Genomic DNA, 19,934 nt, shown 5'->3' with positions numbered 1-19,934 from the left:
CAGAGAGGGGCCGCGCCGCGGCCCTTTGGCGACACAAGGCCGCTCCCACAGACAATCTTTCGCCTGGCTTCACGACAACCTCGTCTTCAAGGCCAAGGCCTGCCCGTCATGCCACCACGCCGCCAGGCTGAACACATCCGGCACCTTGAGGATGCTGAAGTGGTTGCCTGGCCCCTGCCATACCTCCAGTTTGGGCATCAGTTGCCGCCAGCCCTGCTCCATGGCCCGGTGCTCGCGCTGGTTGCCGGCGGCATCCAGGGCCGGGTCGGTCACCAGCACCAGCCGCGCCAGGCCGTCGAACTGCGCCTGTGGCCGATAGACCGTGCGCAACGCACTGGCGAAGGTGCGTACCACACCCGCCAGGGCCTGGGGCGTGGAGCGCGACGGCAACAGCCCGACCCGCACCATGGCCCCGTGCAACTGGTTCAGTTGCGCCTGGTCGTGCGCCTCGGCGAAGGCTTCGGCGGCAATGCCCAGCGACTTGCCGGAGGCCAGTTGCAACGACTCGACCAGCCGCTGCAGGGCTTCGGTGAAGGTGTGCGGCTTGCCGCAACCGCCACCGCCGCCCGGCGCCTCGCTGTCAATCAGGGTCAGCGATCGCACCTCACGGCCCTTGGCCTGCAGGCGCACCGCCATGGCATGCGCGACCCAGCCGCCAAACGAATGCCCGACCAGGTTCACTGGCCCCTGCGGGTAGAACGCCTCGATGGCCCGCACATGACAGTCCGCCGCGACCTCCACGCTGCTGTGCGGCACTTCGCCTGCGGCCAGGCCCCTGGCCTGCAGCCCATGCACCGGCCAATCCTGGCCCAGGGCCTCGGCCAGGCCGATGAAGCTGGTGACGCTGTCCCCCGCGCCCGGCACGCAGAACACCGGCACATGCCCGGAGGTGCCGCTCTGGATCGCCAGCAGCGGCTGGTGGACCGGCGACGCGTGGCCTTGCGCGGTCGCCATGGCCTGGGCGATGGCCTCGCCGAGCACGGCTGCGTTGGGCGCCTGGATCAGGCTCTGGTGGTCGCCGGGTACCGTCAGGCAGTGCAACACCTGCCCTGGTAGCGCCTCGGCCCAGCCCAGGGTCGGGCTGTCGCAAGGGACGCTGTGCTCGCGCTGCTCGGCCTTGAACAGGTGCAACGGCACCGGCAGCGGCGCCAGCTGGTAATGGGCCAGGGCATGACCATGGGCGACATGGCGCTCGAAGAAGTGGCGCAGTTGCGCATCACTGGCCTGGGCCAGGCCCGGCACCAGCAATTGGCGTTCGCGGCAATGGGCGAGCAGCGCATCGAACGCCCTGTCATCGGTGTGCAGCGCCTCGACTTGCGCCAACTGCGCAGCCCCCGCCGCCCCCTGCTCCTGCCAGTGCAGCTGGCAGTGCTGCAGCAATTGCGCTTCGTCCCGGCGCGGGCCTTGCCAGCGCGCCTTGCCCTGGTCGACCAGGCGCGGCACATAGGTGTCGATCAGGCCGACGAAGGCCACTGCTTCGTCCGCCCCCAGCAACTGGGCGGCCACCTCGTACGCCAGCACCCCGCCAAATGACCAGCCGGCCAGGTGGTACGGGCCATGGGGCTGCACCGCCCGGATCCGTCGCACCAGGCGCGCCGCCAGGCACTCGAGGGTGTACAGCTGCGGCTGGCCGACGGGGACACCGGGCAGCCCGTAGATCGGGAAGTCACCCGGCACATGCCGGCCCAGGACCGGGAAGTACAGGTCCAGGCCGCTGAACTCGTGAAGCAGGAACAGCGGCGGCAGGCTGCCCTCGGCACGCACGGTGACCAGGCTGTCGTCGTCCGTGCGCGCCTCACGCTCACCCAGGCACTCGGCCAGGGCGGCGATGCTCGGATGCTGGAACAACTCCGCCAGGGTGGTGCGCAGCCCGGTACGCTCCATCTCGCTGACCAGGCGGATCGCCAGCAGCGAATGCCCGCCAAGCTCGAAGAAGTTGTCATGCCGACCGACCCGTTCGACCTCCAGCACCTGTGCCCACAACACAGCCAGGGCCTGCTCCAGGGCGCTGGCTGGTGCTTCGAAGGCGGCCACCAGCATGTCCTGCGCGCCGGGCAGCGGCAGTGCCTTGCGGTCGACCTTGCCATTGTTGGTCAGCGGCAGTGCCTCCAGCGCCACGAAGGCCGCCGGCAGCATGTACTCCGGCAGCCGCTCGCGCAGGAACGCCCGCACCTTCAGGCCGTCGAGCGCGGGGTCGTGACGAGTGAACCAGGCCACCAGGCGCAGTGGTCCCTGTTCCAGGCGCAAGGCCTGGACCACCCCCTCATCCAGCCCCGGGCATTGGGCCAGGTGTTGCTCGATCTCGCCCAGCTCGATGCGGAAGCCACGGATCTTGACCTGGTCGTCGTTACGCCCCAGGCACTCCAGCTGGCCGTCCGGGCGCCAACGCGCCAGGTCGCCGGTGCGGTACATCCGCGCGCCGGGAACAGCGCTGAACGGGTCGTCGAGGAAGCGCTCGGCGGTCAGTTGCGGGCGCTCGAGGTAACCCAGGGCCACCCCGTCGCCGCCAATGTACAGCTCCCCGGCCACCCCTTCGGGCAGCACCCGGCCCTGGTGATCGAGCACATAGGCCGTGGTGTTGCCGATGGGGCGACCGATCGGCACGTGCTCGGCGTCCGCGGCCAGCGCCCGCACTTCGTGGGTGGTGGCGAAGGTGGTGGTTTCCGTGGGCCCGTAGCAATGCACCAGGCGCAGGTTCGGCGCCTGGGCCAGCAAGGCACGGAAGGCGCCAGGGTCGCCACGCTCGCCGCCGCACAGCAGGATGCGCAGCCCGGCCAGGGCTTCGGGGATCAGTTGCACGTACTGGTTGAACAACGCGGTGGTGACGAACAGCACGCTGGCGCCGCCATCGCGCAAGGTGGCGCCGAAGCGTGCCGGCTCCAGCAGCGTCTGGTGATCGATCACCAGCACCTGGCCACCGTTGAGCAGCGCGCCCCAGACATCCATGGTGGCGGCGTCGAACGCCGGGTTGGCGGCGAAGGCGATACGGTCCTGGGCATTGAAGTCGGCGTAGCCGTTGTTCAGCACCAGGCGGGTGATGCCGCGATGCGCGACACGCACCCCTTTCGGCGTGCCGGTGGAACCGGAGGTGTACATCACGTAGGCCACGTCGGCAGCGTCCACGGCCAGGCCCGGGTTGTGCCCGGGCTGGTCGTCGAGCGTCAGGCAATCGAGGTCGACGCGCCGCACACCGAGGTCCCCGGCAATGCCGCCGAGGGTCAGCAGCGCCACCGCCTGGCAATCGTGCACCATGAACGCCTGGCGCTCGGTGGGCGCGTTGATGTCCAGCGGCACATACACCGCGGCGCACTTGAGCACCGCCAGCTGGGCCACCAGCAACGGCAGCGAGCGCGGCAGCAGGACGGCCACGTGATCACCCGGCGCCACGCCTTCGCCGATCAGCCAGTGGGCCAGCTGGTTGGCCTGCTCGTTGAGCTCGCCGTAGGTCAGCTGGCGTTCGTCGTGCACGGCGGCGGGGGCCAGCGGGTGGCGCGCCACGCGCTGTTCGAACAGGCGCTGCACCGGCTCTTCGCGTGGGTAGTCGCGGTCGCTGGCGTTGTACTCGACCAGCAAGCGCTGGCGCTCCTCGTCCGGCACGATGCCGAGCCGCTCCAGGCCCTGCTCCGGTGCCGACTCCAGGGCTTGCAGCAACCCTTGCACGGCGTGTTCGAGATAGCCGCACAGACGACCGGCGTCGATGCCTGGCACGCACTGGGCGGAGAGGCAGAAGGCCTCGCCCAGGTCGTCGATGCTCAGCACCAGCGGATAGTTGCTGCCTTCATGGGCCTGCAGCAGCTGGATACCCGCCCAGGCCTGCGCGGCCTGCGCATCGGCACGCACTGCCGCAGCGCTGTGGCGGTAGTTCAGCAAGGTACTGAACAGCGGCGCCCCGGGGGGCAGTGCACTGCAACGCTGGGCCAAGGCGAGCTGGGCATGCTCATGCAGCAACAGCCCGGTCAGGCGACGATGGGTGTCGAGCACCGCCTCGCGCACCGGCAGGCCGCCGACGTTCAGGCGCAGCGGCAGGGTGTTGATGAACATCCCCAACGCCCGCTCCACGCCCTCGCCCCCCTGCAGCCGGCCCAGCAACACCGTGCCGAAGACCACGCTGTCGCGCCCCGAGAGTTGCCCCAGCACCAGCCCCCAGGCCAGGTGCAGCAGGCTGGCGGCGCCCACGCCAAGCTGGCGGGCCTGCTCGCGCAGCCGGCGTGACAGCGCGTCGTCGAGCATTTGCCGGACCTCGGCCTCGGCATCCGGATGTGGGTATGGATGGGCGCCGTAGGCCAAGGTCGGCTCGTCGATATCGCCCAACTGATCGCGGAAGTAGGCCTCATGCTGGGCCTCGTCCGCGCCTTGCAGCACCTGGGCGATGTAGTTGCGGTACGGCACCGGCGCGGGCAGCCGATGGGCTTCGCCGAGCAGGCAGGCCTGCAGTTCGGCGCGCAGCACGTCCTGGGCGACGTGGTCCATGACCATGTGGTGGAACAGCAAGGTCGCCTCGATGGCACCGTCGCCCTGGGCCTGGCGGTAAACCAGGCGCAGCAAGGGCGCGCGGGTCAGGTCCAGGCGCAGGGCCGGTGCTTCGCCGTCGCCGAGGGCCACGACCTCCAGTGGCGCCCGGCGCCAGACCACTTGCACCGGTTGCGCCAGGCCCTCCCAGTACAGCGAGGTGCGCAGGATGTCGTGGCGCGTGATCACCTGGTCCAAGGCACGCTGCAACTTCGCCAGGCGTCCAGCATCATCCAGCAGGAACGTCACCTGCTGGACATAGGGGTCGGCCCCCTCGCTGGCCAGGTGGTGGAAGTGGATACCCGCCTGCAGGGGGCCCAGGGGGTAGATGTCCTGCACATTGGCAACGCCTCCCGGCACACTGGCGACGATGCGGTCGATGGCCTGTTGCTCCAGCGCGACCAGCGGCAGCAGGTCCGGGGTGATGTGGGGGCAGTCGGCGGCGATGCGGTTGGCCGGCACCTCTGCCTCGAACACCTGGCCGAGGGTGGCGGCCAGGGCCGCCACGGTGGGTTTGTCGAACAGCACGCGGATATCCACCGTCATGCCCTGCGCACGCAGGCGCGAGGTCAGGGTCACGGCCAGCAGCGAGTGGCCGCCCAGTTCGAAGAAGTTGTCGTGCCGCCCTACCCGCTCCACGCCCAGCAGCTCGGCCCAGAGCTCGGCCAGCAACGCCTCGGTCGCGCCTTCGGGCGCCTCGTAGTCCCGGCTCTGCACCGCCTCCGGCACCGGCAGTGCCTTGCGGTCGAGCTTGCCGTTGGGGCTCAGCGGCAGAACCTCCAGGTGGATGAACTGCGCCGGCACCATGAACTCCGGCAACCGCGCCAGCAGCGCCGCGCGCAGTACCTCTGTGGGTTGCGGGGTGCCTGTGCAGTACGCCACCAGGCGCTGCTCGCGGGCCAGCACCACCGCCTCCTTGACCCCCTCGATGCCGGTCAGGCAGGCCTGGATCTCGCCCAGTTCGATGCGCAGGCCGCGCAGTTTCACCTGGTCATCGTTGCGCCCCAGGTATTCCAGGTTGCCATCGGCCAGGTGCCGCGCCAGGTCGCCGGTGCGGTACAGCCGCCCGCCCGGGCGGGTGCCGAACGGGTCGTCGAGGAAGCGCTCGGCGGTCAGTTCGGCACGGTTGAGATAACCCCGGGCCACCTGCACGCCACCGATATACAGCTCGCCCGCCACTCCCTGCGGCACCGGCTGGCCGTGGCCGTCCAGCACGTACAGCGTGGTGTTGGCGATCGGCTTGCCGATCGGCGTGTTGTCCGGCGCCGTCACGCAGTGCCAGGCACTGACGTCCACCGCCGCCTCGGTCGGGCCGTACAGGTTGTGCAGCTCGACCGTCGGCAGTTGCCCCTGGAAGCGCCGTACCAGCGCGCCGGGCAAGGCTTCGCCGCTGCACAGCACGCGCTTGAGGCGTTCGGGCTGGACTTCGCCATGGGCGAGGAACACGTCCAGCATCGACGGCACGAAGTGCAAGGTGCTGACCTGCTCGGCGCGAATCACTTCGCGCAGGTATTCCGGGTCGCGGTGGCCACCGGGCCGGGCCATGACCAGGCGCGCGCCGGTCTGCAACGGCCAGAGGAATTCCCATACCGACACGTCGAAGCTGAACGGGGTCTTCTGCAGCACCACGTCGTCCGCGCCCAGCTGATAGACGTCCTGCATCCACAGCAGGCGGTTGACCACCCCAGCGTGCTCGTTCATCACGCCCTTGGGCAGGCCGGTGGAGCCGGAGGTGTAGATCACATAGGCCAAGTGATGTGGGGTCAGACCGGCCACCTGCGGCGCCTGCGCCGGCTGCTCCAGCCAGCTCGGTTGGTCGAGGTCGATCACTGGCACCGTGGCGGCCTCGGGCACGCTGCGCGTGGCCGCGTGCACCAGCACCGCCACCGGGGCGCTGTCACTCAGCATGTGGCGAATCCGCTCGGCCGGGTACTCCGGATCGACCGGCACATAGGCGCCACCGGCCTTGAGGATGGCCAGCAGGCCGACCACCATCGCCAGGCCGCGTTCCACGCAGATCGCCACGCGATCGTCGGGCTTCACACCCAGGGCGATCAGGTGATGGGCCAGGCGGTTGGCCTGTTCGTCGAGCTGGCGGTAAGTCAGCTCACCCTCTTCGGCCTTCACCGCCACCGCGTCAGGGGTGCGTCGTACTTGAGCCTCGATCATCCCGTGCAAGGTCTGTTCGAGGTCGTAGTCCACCCGTGTGTCGTTGAAACCCACCAGCAGTTGCCGGCGCTCCGCCGCACCCAGCAATACCGACTCGGACGGGATCACTTCACCCGAAGCGATGAAGCTCCAGAGCAGTTGCTCGAAATAACGGGCATAGCGCTGCACCGTCTCGTGGTCGAACAGCGCTGTCGCGTAGACCAGCGCGCCGGCGAAACCGTCGGCACTTTCGCCCATGCTCAGGCTGAGGTCGAACTTCGCCACACGGGCCTCGGCCTCCAGCAGCGACAGCGACAACCCCTCAAGGTGCAGCGGCGGCTGGCCGACAGTGCCGTCCCAATCCAGCGCGGCCTGGTACAGCGGCGTGTGGGACAAGCTGCGCGGTGGGCGCAGCAGTTCCACCACTTGCTCGAACGGCACATCCTGATGGTCCTGGGCGGCGATCACCACCGCCTTGACCCGGGCAAGCAAGGTGCCCAGGTCCGGAGTCCCCGAGGTGTCGATACGCAAGGCCAGGGAGTTGACGAACAACCCGATAAGCCCCTCGACCGCAGCTTGCCGGCGGTTGGCCACCGGCGTGCCGATCACCACATCGTCCTGGCCCGACAGGCGCGCCAGCAGCACCGCCCAGGCGGCGGTGAACAGCATGAACGGCGTGATCCCGTGGCGCTGGCAGAGCGCCTTGAGCTCGGTGCTCAGGCGTGGGTCCAGGCTCAAGTCGACACGCTCGCCGGTGTAGTCTTGATGCGGCGGGCGCGGCCGATCCCCGGGCAGTGCCAGCAACACCGGCGCACCGGCCAGCGCCTGGCGCCAGTAATCGCCCTGGCGCTGCAACTCGTCCCCCGTCAGCCAGCGGCGCTGCCAGATGGCATAGTCGCCGTACTGGATCGCCAGGGGTTCCAGCGGGTCTTCGCCACCAGCGGCGAACGCCGGGTACAAGGCCGCCAGTTCCTGGGTGAGCACGCCCACCGACCAGCCGTCGGCGACGATATGGTGCAGGGTGAGCAGCAGCACGTGGTGATCGGGTGCCAGGCACAGCAGACGGCCACGGACGGGTAACTGATGCGCCAGGTCGAACGGCAGCGATGCCTCCTCCTGGGCCAGCGTTCGCAGCCGCTGCGGCTGCCCGCGCAGGTCGTGCCAGGCCAGGGCGAAGCCACCGTGCCCGGGCACCACCCGCACCCGCGCTTCGGCACCGTCCTGAGCGAACTGGCTGCGCAGGCTCTCGTGGCGCTCGACGATGCGCGCCAGGGCGCGCTCCAGCGCCATCCGGTCCAGCGGCCCGCGCAACGCCAGGCCCAGCGGAATATGGTAGGCGGCGCTGGCATCGCCCATCTGCGCCAGGAACCACAGGCGCTGCTGGGCGAATGACAACGGCTGGGACTGGCTCCGCGCCGCCGCCTCCAGCAGTGGCAAGGCCCGGCCCTGGTTGCCCGCCAATGCCGCCGCGACAGCCTGCAGGCGGTCGTCGGCGAACAAGGTGCCCAACGCCAGTTCCAGGCCCAGGCGCTGGCGCAACTGGCCGACCATGCGCATGGCCAGCAGCGAGTGGCCGCCCAGCGCGAAGAAGCGGTCCTGGCGACCGACCCGCTCGACCTGCAGCAGCTCGCTCCAGAGCTGGGCCAGGGCAATTTCCAGCTCACCTTCGGCGGCTTGGTAGACCTGCTCGGCCAGCGCCTCGCGCGCGGGCGCCGGCAGCGCGCGGCGGTCGACCTTGCCGTTGGCGGTCAATGGCCACGCCGCCAGCCGCACCAGCGCCACCGGCACCATGTAGGCCGGCAGGCGCTGCAGCAACAGCGCCCGCAACTCGGTGGGCGTCGGCGCCTCAGCCCCGGCGATGAACCAGGCCACCAGCCGTGGCTGGCCCGCTAGCTCTTCATGGGCCAGTACCAGCGCCTCTTCGATACCCGGCACTTGCAGCAATTGGGCCTCGATCTCACCGAGTTCGATGCGCAGGCCACGCACCTTCACCTGGTCATCGTTACGCCCCAGGTACTCCAAGGTACCGTCGGCGTTCCAGCGCGCCAGGTCACCGGTGCGGTACATCCGTGCCCCCGGTGTTTCGCTGTACGGGTCCGAGAGGAACCGGGCCTCGGTCAGGTCAGGGCGGTTGAGGTAACCCCGCGCCACGCCCGCCCCCCCCACATAAAGCTCGCCCGCTGCACCGGATGGCACCAGTTGCAGGGCCTCGTCCAGCAGATAGGCGCGGGCATTGGCGATCGGCCGGCCGATATCCAGCGCGCCGCCCGGCACCACCAGCCCGGAGGTGGCAACCACGGTGGCTTCGGTGGGGCCGTAGTTGTTGACCACCACGAAGCCCGGATCGCTGTTGAACTGGCGCAGGCGATCGCCGCCGATCAGCAAGGTGCGCAAGGTCGGGTGCCGCAGCCCTTGGTTGAAGGCGTACTCGGCCACCGGAGTGGGCAGGAAGGCCACCTTCAATGGTTGCTCAAGCCACCAGGCCAGCAACGCGTCGAGCTGTTCGTTGCCCAGCGGTTCAGGTGGCAAGTGCAGCACCGCGCCGGCGCACAGGGCCGGCCAGACCTCCCAGGCCATGGCGTCGAAACCGAAGCCAGCGACGCTTGCCGTGTGGTCCCCGGCCCTCAGCTCGAAGGCCTTGCGGTGCCAGTGGACGAGGTTGGCCAGGGCCCGGTGTTCGACCATCACCCCCTTGGGCTCGCCAGTGGAGCCGGAGGTGTAGATCACATAAGCCAGGTGGTCGGGGGTCAGGCCCGCGACCATGGGGTTGTCGTGACGCGCCGGCCAATCAGGCTGGTCGAGCGCCAGCAAAGGCACCTCCAGGCCTGCAAGACGCTCGAACAAAACCCGCTGGGCAAGCACTACCGCCGGCGCGCTGTCACTCAACAGGTAGCGCAGGCGCGAATCGGGATGGGCGGGATCCACCGGCACGTAGCCGGCCCCGGCCTTGAGCACCGCCAGCAAGGCAACCAAGGTGTCCAGCCCGCGCCGCGCCACCACCGCCACGCGGTCGTCGGGGCGTACGCCCAGGTCGATCAGGCGATGGGCCAGGGCATTGGCCTGGCGGTTCAGTTCGCCATAACTCAGGGTTTGCTCACCGGCCCTGGCCGCCAGGGCTTGCGGGGCCTGGGCCACCTGGGCTTCGATCAGCGCCGGCAGGGTCTGGCCGCGGGGGAAAGCTCGTGTCGTGTTGTTGAAGCCGTGCAGCAGGCGCTTACGCTCCGTGTCACCGACCAGCGCGACTGCGGCCAGCGCTTGTCGGTCATTGTCCACCATGGCCTGCAGCAGCGTTTCGAAGTAGCCGGCAAAGCGCTGCACGCTGGCCTGGTCGAACAGCGCGGTGGCGTACTCCAGGCTGCCGACCAGCGCCTCGCCCTGCTCGCCCATGTTCAGCGACAGGTCGAACTTGGCCACCTGGATGCCCTGCGCCACCGCCTCCAGCTGCAGCCCTGCCAACTGCAGGACGGCGTCATCGGCGGCCAGCCAGTTGAGGGTGGTCTGGAACAGCGGCGTGTGGCTGAGGCTGCGTGCCGGGCGCACGATCTCCACCACCTGCTCGAACGGCAGGTCCTGGTGCGCCTGGGCCTGGAGCAGGCGCTGCTGTACCTGGGCCAGCAAGGCTGCGGCGGACGGCGCGCCTGCCAGGTCGATGCGTATCGCCAGGGTGTTGACGAACAGCCCCACCAAGGGCTCCAGCTCGGCGCGGCCACGCCCGGCCACCGGGCAGCCCACCACCACTTCGGTTTGGCCGGCCAGGCGGGACAGGGTCGTGGCCCAGGCACTCATCAGCACCGTGTACAGGGTCACCTGGTGACGTTGGGCCAGGGCTCGCAGGCCCACCGCCAACGGCTCGTCCAGGCGCAGCACCACACTGGCGCCGCTGAAGTCCTGGCGCGCCGGGCGCGGCCGATCACTGGGCAGGCTGAGCAGGGACGGCGCGCCGTCCAGGGTTTCACGCCAGTAATCGGCCTGGCGCTGCAGTTGCTCGCCCGCCAGCCAGCGGCGTTGCCACACGGCATAGTCGCCGTACTGAATCGCCAAGGGCGGCAGCGGATCTCCCTGGCCCTGGCACAGGGCCGGGTACAGCACGCCGAGCTCGCGGGTCAGCACACCCAGGGACCAGCCATCCGCAACGGCGTGGTGCACGGTCAGGGCCAGCACATGGTGCTGCTCGCCCAGGCGCAGCAAGCTGGCGCGCAGCAATGGCCCGGCGACCAGGTCGAAGGGCGCGACGGCCTCGTTGCGCAGGCGCGCGGGCAGGTCTTTCTGTGCCAGTGTCTCGCGGCGCAACCAGCCCGGTTGCGGGGTCGCATCGACCCGCACTTCTGCACTGTCGCCACAAGGCACGAAGCGGCTGCGCAGGGTTTCGTGGCGCTCGACGATACGCAGCAAGGCACGCTCCAGCGCTGTGGCGTCCAGCGCGCCCCGCAGCCCCAGGGCCAGCGGCATGTTGTAGGCCTGGTTGCCGCCTTCCAGCTGGGCCAGGAACCACAGGCGCTGCTGGGCGAACGACAACGGCAGGGCCTGCTCGCGATCGATCGCCACGATCGCCGGGAGGTCGCTGGCACTGGCGTTGGCCAGCACCTGGGCCAGCGCCGCCAGCTCGGCATTGGCGAACAGGTCGGCCAGGGCCAATTCCACCCCCAGGCGCTGGCGCACCTGGGACACCAGGCGCATGGCCAGCAATGAATGGCCGCCCATCTCGAAGAAGTGATCGTGACGGCCGACCTGCTCGACCTTGAGCAACTCGGCCCAGATCGCCGCCAGGGCGGTTTCCACTTCGCCTTGTGGCGCCTCGAAGCCTCGACGGATCACATCGTCGCTGCCCGGCTGCGGCAGTGCACGGCGGTCGAGCTTGCCGTTGGCGGTCAGCGGCAGTGCGTCCAGTTGTACATAGGCTGACGGCAGCATGTAGTCCGGCAGTTGGCCTTGCAGCTGCTGGTGCAGTTCGGCGATTGCTTCATGGCCGGTGAAATAAGCCACCAGGCGCTTATCGCCCGGGCTGTCTTCGCGCAGCACCACGGCCACGTCACGCACACCCGCGCACGCCGCCAGGCGCGCCTCGATCTCGCCCAGTTCGATCCGGAAGCCACGCAGCTTGACCTGCTGGTCGGCGCGCCCCAGATAGCGCAAGGTGCCGTCGGCCTGCCAGCAGGCCAGGTCGCCACTGCGGTACATGGTCCCGCCGTGGAACGGGTCGGCCAGGAAGCGCTCGGCGGTCAGCTCGGGCTGGCCCAGGTAGCCCAGGGCCACGCCGTCGCCGGCGATGTACAACTCGCCCACCGCGCCCACCGGCAGCAATTGCCGACGGGCATCGAGCACATAGCAGCGGGCGTTGCCGATCGGCTTGCCGATGGGGATGCTGCCCTCGCCCACGCTGACGATCTCGTGGGTGGTGCTGAAGGTGGTGGCCTCGGTCGGGCCGTAGCCGTTGAGCAGGTGTTGCGGCGCGCCATCACGCAGCACGCGGGCAATCACTGCCGGGTCCAATACATCGCCGCCGACCATCAGGTAACGCAGCGTACGGAATGCCGGCAGCAGGTCGTCGGCGAACTGGTGGAACAGCCCGGCGGTCAGCCACAGCACGGTCACGCCCTGGGCCAACAGTGCGTCGCCGAGGGCCTGGCGCGACAGCACCTGGTCCTGGTCGATCACCACCACCGCGCCGCCGTTGAGCAGCGGCGCCCAGACTTCCAGGGTGCTGGCGTCGAATGCCGGGTTGGAGGCGAACGCCACCCGGTCCTGATTATTGAAATCAGCGAAGCCGTTGTTGATGGCCAGGCGCACGATCGCCCGGTGCGGCACCTGCACCCCCTTCGGTGTGCCGGTGGAGCCGGAGGTGTACATGATGTACGCGGCGCTGCCGGCGTCCACCGCCAGGTTCAGGGGCTCGCTCGCATAACGATCCAGATCGAGACCATCCAGTTCTACCCGACGTGCGCCCTCCACCAAAGGCTGGTCGGCGTGGGTCAGCAACAGCACCGCCTGGCTGTCCGCGACCATGAACGCCTGGCGTTCGACCGGCGCATTGCCGTCCAGCGGCACGAACACCGCCGCGCATTTGCTCACGGCCAGCTGGGCTGCCAGCAGGTCGAAGGAGCGTGGCAGCAGCAAGGCCACCCGGTCGCCGGGTTGCACGCCATGCTCGACCAGGCAACGGGCCAGGCGATTGGCCTGGGCCTCGAGCTGGGCATAGCTCCAGCGCTGCTGCCCATGCACCACCGCCAGCGCCTCAGGGTTCAGGCTGGCGTGCGTCTCGAATACGGCATGTACGGCCCTGTCGCGTGGGTAATCGCGCTGGGTGTCGTTGAACCGCTGCAGCACTCGCTCGCGCTCGTTCGCCGGCAACGCGACCAAGCTGTGCAGCGGTGTCGCTGGCGCGTGCTCCAACGCCTCGGCCAGTTGCGCCAGGACAACCTGCAACAGCTGGCAGACCAGCCGCCCGTCCACACCCGGCACCGCCTGCACGGTCAGGGAGAAGCCGCTGCCCAGGTCATCGATGCTGACCACCAGCGGGTAGTTGGTGGCCTCGGCGGAGTGCACGATCTCGATCCCCGCCCAACCGCTGCGCAAGACCTCCTCGCTGCCCGCGTGCACGCTGTGGCGGTAGTTGAGCAAGGTGTTGAACAACGGCGTCGGCGCCGCCACGCCACTGCAGCGCTGGGCCAGGGCCAGCGGCGCGTGCTCGTGGCGCATCAGGGTGCTCAGGCGCTGGTGGGTGGCCTTGACCGCCGTGGGCAGGTCGCTGCCCGCCAGCTCCACGCTGAACGGCAAGGTATTGATGAAGATACCCAGGGCCCGGTCGGCGGCTTCGGCACCGACCAGGCGGCCCATCAGCACCGTGCCGAACACCACCTGGTCACGCCCGGTCAGCATGCCCAGCACCCGCGCCCAGGCCAGGTGGAACAGGCTGGCGACACTCACCCCCTGGGCCCGCGCCTGGTGGCGCAGGCCTTGGCACAGGGCCGGGTCGAGGGCCAGGCGCTGTTCGTCCAGCGCCGCGCCATCGCCCTGCACGTCGCCCAGGCCGTAGGCCAGGGTCGCCTCGTCGATGGCGCCGAGCATGTCGCGGAAGAAGGCTTCGTGCTCGGCTTCGCTCACGCCCAGCAGCGCCTGGGCCACATGGTTGCGAAACGGCACCGGGCGGCCCAGCTGCTGCGGCTGGCCCAGCAGGAAGGCGAGCATTTCATGGCGCACCACATCCAGGGCGCTGTGGTCCAGGGCGACATGGTGGAACTGCAAGGTCGCCCGCACCCGACCATCCGCCGCCTCAGGCTGGCATTGCAGGCGGATCAGCGGCGCCTGGGTGAGATCGAAGCCGGTTTCGGGCGCCTCGCCTTCGGCCAGTTGCGTCACCCGCAACTCGGCCTTGCGCCACACCACCTGCAACGGCTGGTCGAAGTCCTTCCAGTGCACCGAGGTGCGCAGTATGTCGTGACGGTCGATCACCCCTTGCAAGGCCTGGGTAAAAGCTGTCACGCGCTCGCTGTTGGCAAACACGAAGGGCGCCTGCATCACATAGGGGTCATGCTCGCCGGCACTGGCGTGGTGAAACAGCATGCCTTGTTGCAGGGGCGCCAGGGGGTAGAGGTCCTGCACGTTGGCGGCGCCACCAGGGATGGCGGCCACCAGGCGATCGATGCTCGCCTGATCGAGCTCGACCAGGCTGAGCATGGCCGGGGTGATCCGCGTGCAGCCGGGCGGGATTCGATTCTCCGGCACCTCGACCGCGCCCTGGCGGGTGGCCACGTATTCGCCACGCTCGAGCATCGCCAGCAGCGCCGGCTTGTGCTCGCGCAGTTGCGCCACCAAGGCCGCGTCGGTCAGGGCCTGGCGGTTGCCCTGGACCACCAGCTGGCCATCCTTGAGCGCCAGTTGCACGTTGTTGGCTGCCAGTGTTGCCAGTAGTTCGTTGATGCTCACAGGACGATCTCCATTCTGTCTGTGATGGCGGCATAGCCTGCCAGCGTCGGTTGCTCGAACAGGGTGCGCACATCGGCTTCCAAGCCGGCTTCGCGCAGCCGCGAGATCAAGGTCACGGCCAGCAGCGAGTGGCCACCCAGTTCGAAGAAGTTGTCATGCCGCCCTACCCGCTCCACGCCCAGCAGCTCGGCCCAGAGCTTGGCCAGCAGCGCCTCGGTCGCGCCTTCGGGCGCCTCGTAGTCCCGGCTCTGCATCGCCTCCGGCACCGGCAGCGCCTTGCGGTCGAGCTTGCCGTTGGGGCTCAGCGGCAGCGCCTCCAGGTGGATGAACTGCGCCGGCACCATGAACTCCGGCAGCCGCGCCAGCAGCGCCGCGCGCAGCACCTCTGTGGGTTGCGGGGTGCCGGTGCAGTACGCCACCAGGCGCTGCTCGCGGGCCAGCACCACCGCTTCCTTGACCCCCTCGATGCCAGTCAGGCAAGCCTGGATCTCGCCCAGCTCGATGCGCAGGCCGCGCAGTTTCACCTGGTCATCGTTGCGCCCCAGGTACTCCAGGTTGCCGTCGGCCAGGTGCCGCGCCAGGTCGCCGGTGCGGTACAGCCGCCCGCCCGGACGGGTGCCGAACGGGTCGTCGAGGAAGCGCTCGGCGCTCAGTTCGGCACGGTTCAGGTAACCACGGGCCACCTGCACGCCACCGATGTACAGCTCGCCCGCCACCCCCTGCGGCACCGGCTGGCCGTGGCCGTCCAGCACGTACAGCGTGGTGTTGGCGATCGGTTTGCCGATCGGCGTGTTGTCCGGCGCCGTCACGCAGTGCCAGGCACTGACGTCCACCGCCGCCTCGGTCGGGCCGTACAGGTTGTGCAGCTCGACCGTCGGCAGTTGCGCCTGGAAGCGCCGCACCAGCGCGCCGGGCAAGGCTTCGCCGCTGCACAGCACGCGCTTGAGCCCTTCGGGCTGGACTTCGCCATGGGCGAGGAACACATCCAGCATCGACGGCACGAAGTGCAAGGTGCTGACCTGCTCGGCGCGAATCACCTCACGCAGGTATTCCGGATCGCGATGGCCACCGGGCCGCGCCATGACCAGGCGGGCGCCGGTCTGCAGCGGCCAGAGGAATTCCCACACCGACACGTCGAAGCTGAACGGGGTCTTCTGCAGCACCACGTCGTCCGCGCCCAGGTCATAGGCGTCCTGCATCCACAGCAAGCGGTTGACCACCCCGGCGTGCTCGTTCATCACGCCCTTGGGCAGGCCGGTGGAGCCGGAGGTGTAGATCACGTAGGCCAGGTGGCGCGGGGTCAGCCCCTTCACCACCGGTGCCTGCGCCGGTTGCTCCAGCCAGCTTGGGCGGTCGAGGTCGATCAGCGGCACCGTGGCGGCCTCGGGCACGCTGCGCGTGGCGGCGTGCACCAGCACCGCCAGCGGGGCGCTGTCACTGAGCATGTGGCGGATGCGCTCGGCCGGGTACTCCGGGTCCACCGGCACATAGGCGCCACCGGCCTTGAGGATGGCCAGCAGGCCGACCACCATCGACAGGCCACGTTCCACACAGATCGCCACGCGATCATCGGGCTTCACGCCCAGGGCGATCAGGTGATGGGCCAGGCGGTTGGCCTGTTCGTCGAGCTGGCGGTAAGTCAGCTCGCCCTCTTCGGCCTTCACAGCTACGGCGTCCGGGGTCCGTCGCACCTGGGCCTCGATCAGCCCGTGCAGGGTCTGTTCGAGGTCGTAGTCCACCCGCGTGTCGTTGAAGCCCCGCAGCACTTGCAAGCGCTCGGCCGCAGCCAGCACCGGCAGTTGCAGCAAGGGTTGCTCCGGCTGCTCGTCCAACGCCTGGGCCATACGCTGCAGCACCTGGCTCAACTGCTCGCAGATCCGCGCCGCGCCGACCTCGACCGGGGTCATGGCCACCAGGCGGAAACGCTCGCCGATGCTGTCCACGTTCACCCCCAGCGGGTAGTTGCTGCGCTCCTTGCTCTCCAGCGTCTCGATGCCCTGCGCGGCCTCGCGCTGGGCATCGCTGGCCTGGCTGCCGTGGCGGTAGTTGAGCATGGCGCTGAACAGCGGCGTCGGCGCGGCCACGCCACTGCAACGCTGGGCCAATGCCAGCGAGGCGTGCTCGTGGGCCAGCAACCCGCTCAGGCGTTGCTGGGTGGCCTGCGCCGCCTCGCGCAGGCTCAGGCCGGCCAGGTCCAGGCGCAGGGGCAAGGTGTTGATGAACATGCCCAAGGCCTGTTCCGCACCCTCGCCGCCCTCAAGACGGCCCAGCAGCACGGTGCCGAACACCACGCTGTCGCGGCCACTGGCCGCGGCCAGCAGGCGTGCATAGGCCAGGTGGAACAGGCTGGCGACGCTGATGCCCAGGCGTCGGGCCTGCTGATGCAGGCGCGCGGCCAAGGCGTCGTCGAGCCACAACTGCGCCTCCTCGATGCTTTGCACATCCACCTGCACGTCAACCAGGCCGTAGGGCAAGGTCGGCTCGTCGATATCGCCCAGTTGCGCGCGGAAGAACGCCTCGTGCTCGGCCTGGCTGACGCCCAGACGGGCCTGGGCTACATAGTTGCGGTACGGCACACCCGGCTCGGCCGGTACCGGTGCCCCTTGCAGGTAGCCCGCCAGTTCGCGGCCGATCACTTCCATTGCGACATGGTCGAGGACGATATGGTGAAGCCGCAGTGCCGCCAGCAGGCCAGGCCCATTCGGGTCCTGCCAGTGATACAGGCGCATCAGCGGTGCTTGCTCCAGCGGTAGCCCATGGGCGACTTGCGCCTCGTCAGCCACTTCGAACACCGCTAGCGACGTCCGCCGCCAGACCACCTGCACCGCCTGCGGCAGCCCCTCCCAGAGCACCGAGGTACGCAGCACGTCGTGCCGGCCGATGACTTTGTTCAGGGCATCGACGAAGGCTTCCAACCGTTCACGACTGGCGAAGGCCATGCGTGAGCCCAGCACATAGGGGTCGTGCTCCGGTGCACTGAGGTGGTGGTAGAGGATGCCTTCCTGCAACGGCGCCAGCGGGTAGATGTCCTGCACGTTGGCCGCACCGCCCGGAACCGTCGCGACGATGCGCTCGATGGCGGCCTGCTCCAGCGCCACCAGGGGCAGCATGTCCGGTGTGATGTAGGTGCAATCGGCCGGGATCAGATTCGCTGGCACCTGCACCTGGCGGCTGTGGCCCAGGGTGGCCGCCAGCGCCGCCACCGTCGGCTGGCCGAACAGCGTGCGCACATCGGCTTGCAGGCCGGCCTGGCGCAGGCGTGCGGTCAGGCTCACGGCCAGCAGCGAATGGCCGCCCAGCTCGAAGAAGTTGTCGTGCCGCCCGACTTGCTCGACGCCCAGCAATTGCGCCCAGATATCGGCCAGCAGTCGCTCGGTCTCGCCCTGTGGTGCTGCATACTCGCGCCCCTGCACGTCCGGCACCGGCAGCGCCTTGCGGTCAGGCTTGCCATTCGGCGTCAACGGCATCGCATCGAGGTGGATGAACAGCACCGGCACCATGTATTCCGGCAACTGGGCCAGCAACGCGGTGCGCAGGTGATCGGCGGCCTGCGGCTCACCGGTGTGGTACGCCACCAGGCGCGGGCCGCTGTGTGGATGCTCGTGTACCAGTACCAGCGCCTCACGCACACCCGCGATCCGGTTCAGGCAGGTCTCAATCTCGCCCGGTTCGATGCGCAGGCCGCGCAGCTTGATCTGGTGGTCGGTGCGGCCGAGGAACTCCAGCACGCCGTCGTGGCGCTGGCGCACCAGGTCGCCGCTGCGGTACAGGCGATCACCTGCCACGAACGGGCTGGCGATGAAGCGCTCGGCCTGTTGCTCCGCCAAGCCGAGGTAACCGCGTGTCACCCCGGCACCGCCGATGTGCAACTGACCGGCCACACCGAATGGCACCGGTTGGTCATGGGCATCCAGCACGTACAGCCGCGTATTGTCGATCGGGCGACCAATCGGCAGCGCGCCATGCGGCAATGGATCCTGCGGTTCCAGGGTCCAGGCACTGCAATCCACCGTGGCTTCGGTCGGGCCGTAGACGTTGTGCAGCCGCACCTGCGGCAGGCGCTCACGTACCTGGCGAGCCAACGCCTCGGTCAGTTCGCCGCCACCACAGACGATATCGGTTAGGCTGCTGCAGCGGTTACCGACCTGTTCAAGGAACTGCTGCAACAGCGCCGGCACGAACTGCACCACGCCAACCCCTTGCTGCTCGATCAGCTCGACCAGGTACTGCGGATCGCGCTGGCCATCCGGGCGCGCCAGCACCAGGCGCAACCCGCTGCACAGCGGCCAGAACAGCTCCCACACCGAGGCGTCGAAGCTCACCGGGGTCTTGTGCAGTACAGCACCCTCGGCCGGGAACAACCCGGCGCTCCAGTGCACCAAATTGACCACGTTGCGGTGCTCGACCATCACGCCCTTGGGCACGCCGGTGGAGCCGGAGGTGTAGATCACGTAGGCCAGGTGATCCGAAGTTAGGCCAGGCACCTGAGGATTGCTGGCCGGCAGCGCCGCCCAGGTCGGTTGATCAACGTCGACCAAGGTCACCGGCAAGCTCACCAGATCACGCGTCTTGCCCTGCACCAGCACCGCCCGAGGCTGGCTGTCGCCGAGCATGTGGCTGATGCGCTCGGCCGGGTAGTCCGGATCGACCGGCACATAGGCGCCACCCGCCTTGAGAATGGCCAGCAGGCCAACCACCAGCGACAAGCCGCGCTCGACACAGATCGCCACGCGATCATCGGGTTTTACCCCGAGCGCAATCAGGTGATGGGCCAGGCGATTGGCCTGTTCATTGAGCTGGCCATAGCTGAGCTCACCTTGCTCGGCCGTGACCGCTATCGCTTCAGGCGCCTGGGCCTCGATCAGGCCATGGAGCGTCTGCGCAACGTCACGGGATACCTCGGTGCGGTTGCAATCGAGCAGCAGCCGACGGCGCTCCTCGTCCTGCAACACCGGCAATTGCAGCACCGGCAGCCGCTGCGGCTGGTCCAGCGCCTCGGCCATGCCCAGCAGCACCTGCCCCATCTGCCCGCAGACCCGCGCCGCCCCTACGTCGGCCGGGGTCATGGCGACCAGGCGGAAGCGACCGCCGATATCGTCCACGCTCAGGCTCAGCGGGTAGTTGCTGCGCTCGCTGCTCTCCAGCGTCTCGATGCCCTGCAGGGCCAGGCGCTTGGTCTCGCTCGCCTGGCTGCCGTGGCGGTAGTTGAGCATGGCGCTGAACAATGGCGCCGGCGCGGCCACGCCACTGCAACGCTGGGCCAGGGCCAGCGAGGCGTGCTCGTGCACCAGCAAGCCGCTCAGGCGCTGCTGGGCGGCCTGGGCCGCTTCGTGCAGGCTCAGGCCCGCCAGGTC

2 protein-coding genes (1 of these 2 running past the window's edge) are annotated in these 19,934 nt (G+C 69.1%); both read right to left on the bottom strand.

Annotation, left to right across the window (positions count from 1 at the left end; translation table 11 throughout):
- Positions 1-69: 69 nt before the first annotated feature.
- Positions 70-14,580, bottom strand: coding sequence for a non-ribosomal peptide synthetase (locus P5705_RS23070; RefSeq protein WP_277463182.1), 14,511 nt, complete (start codon positions 14,578-14,580; stop codon positions 70-72).
- A protein-coding gene (locus tag P5705_RS23065; protein WP_277463180.1) for a non-ribosomal peptide synthase/polyketide synthase crosses the window boundary here: on the bottom strand, positions 14,577-19,934 show its 3' end. It continues 20,130 nt past the right edge of the window; the window shows 5,358 of its 25,488 coding nt (coding positions 20,131-25,488); the start codon falls outside the window, past its right edge; the stop codon is at positions 14,577-14,579. Before P5705_RS23065 ends, P5705_RS23070 begins: the two co-directional genes overlap by 4 nt.

The organism is Pseudomonas entomophila (genome assembly GCF_029478665.1).
Classification (GTDB): domain Bacteria; phylum Pseudomonadota; class Gammaproteobacteria; order Pseudomonadales; family Pseudomonadaceae; genus Aquipseudomonas; species Aquipseudomonas entomophila_F.
This window is presented reverse-complemented; position numbering and strand designations above follow the sequence as displayed.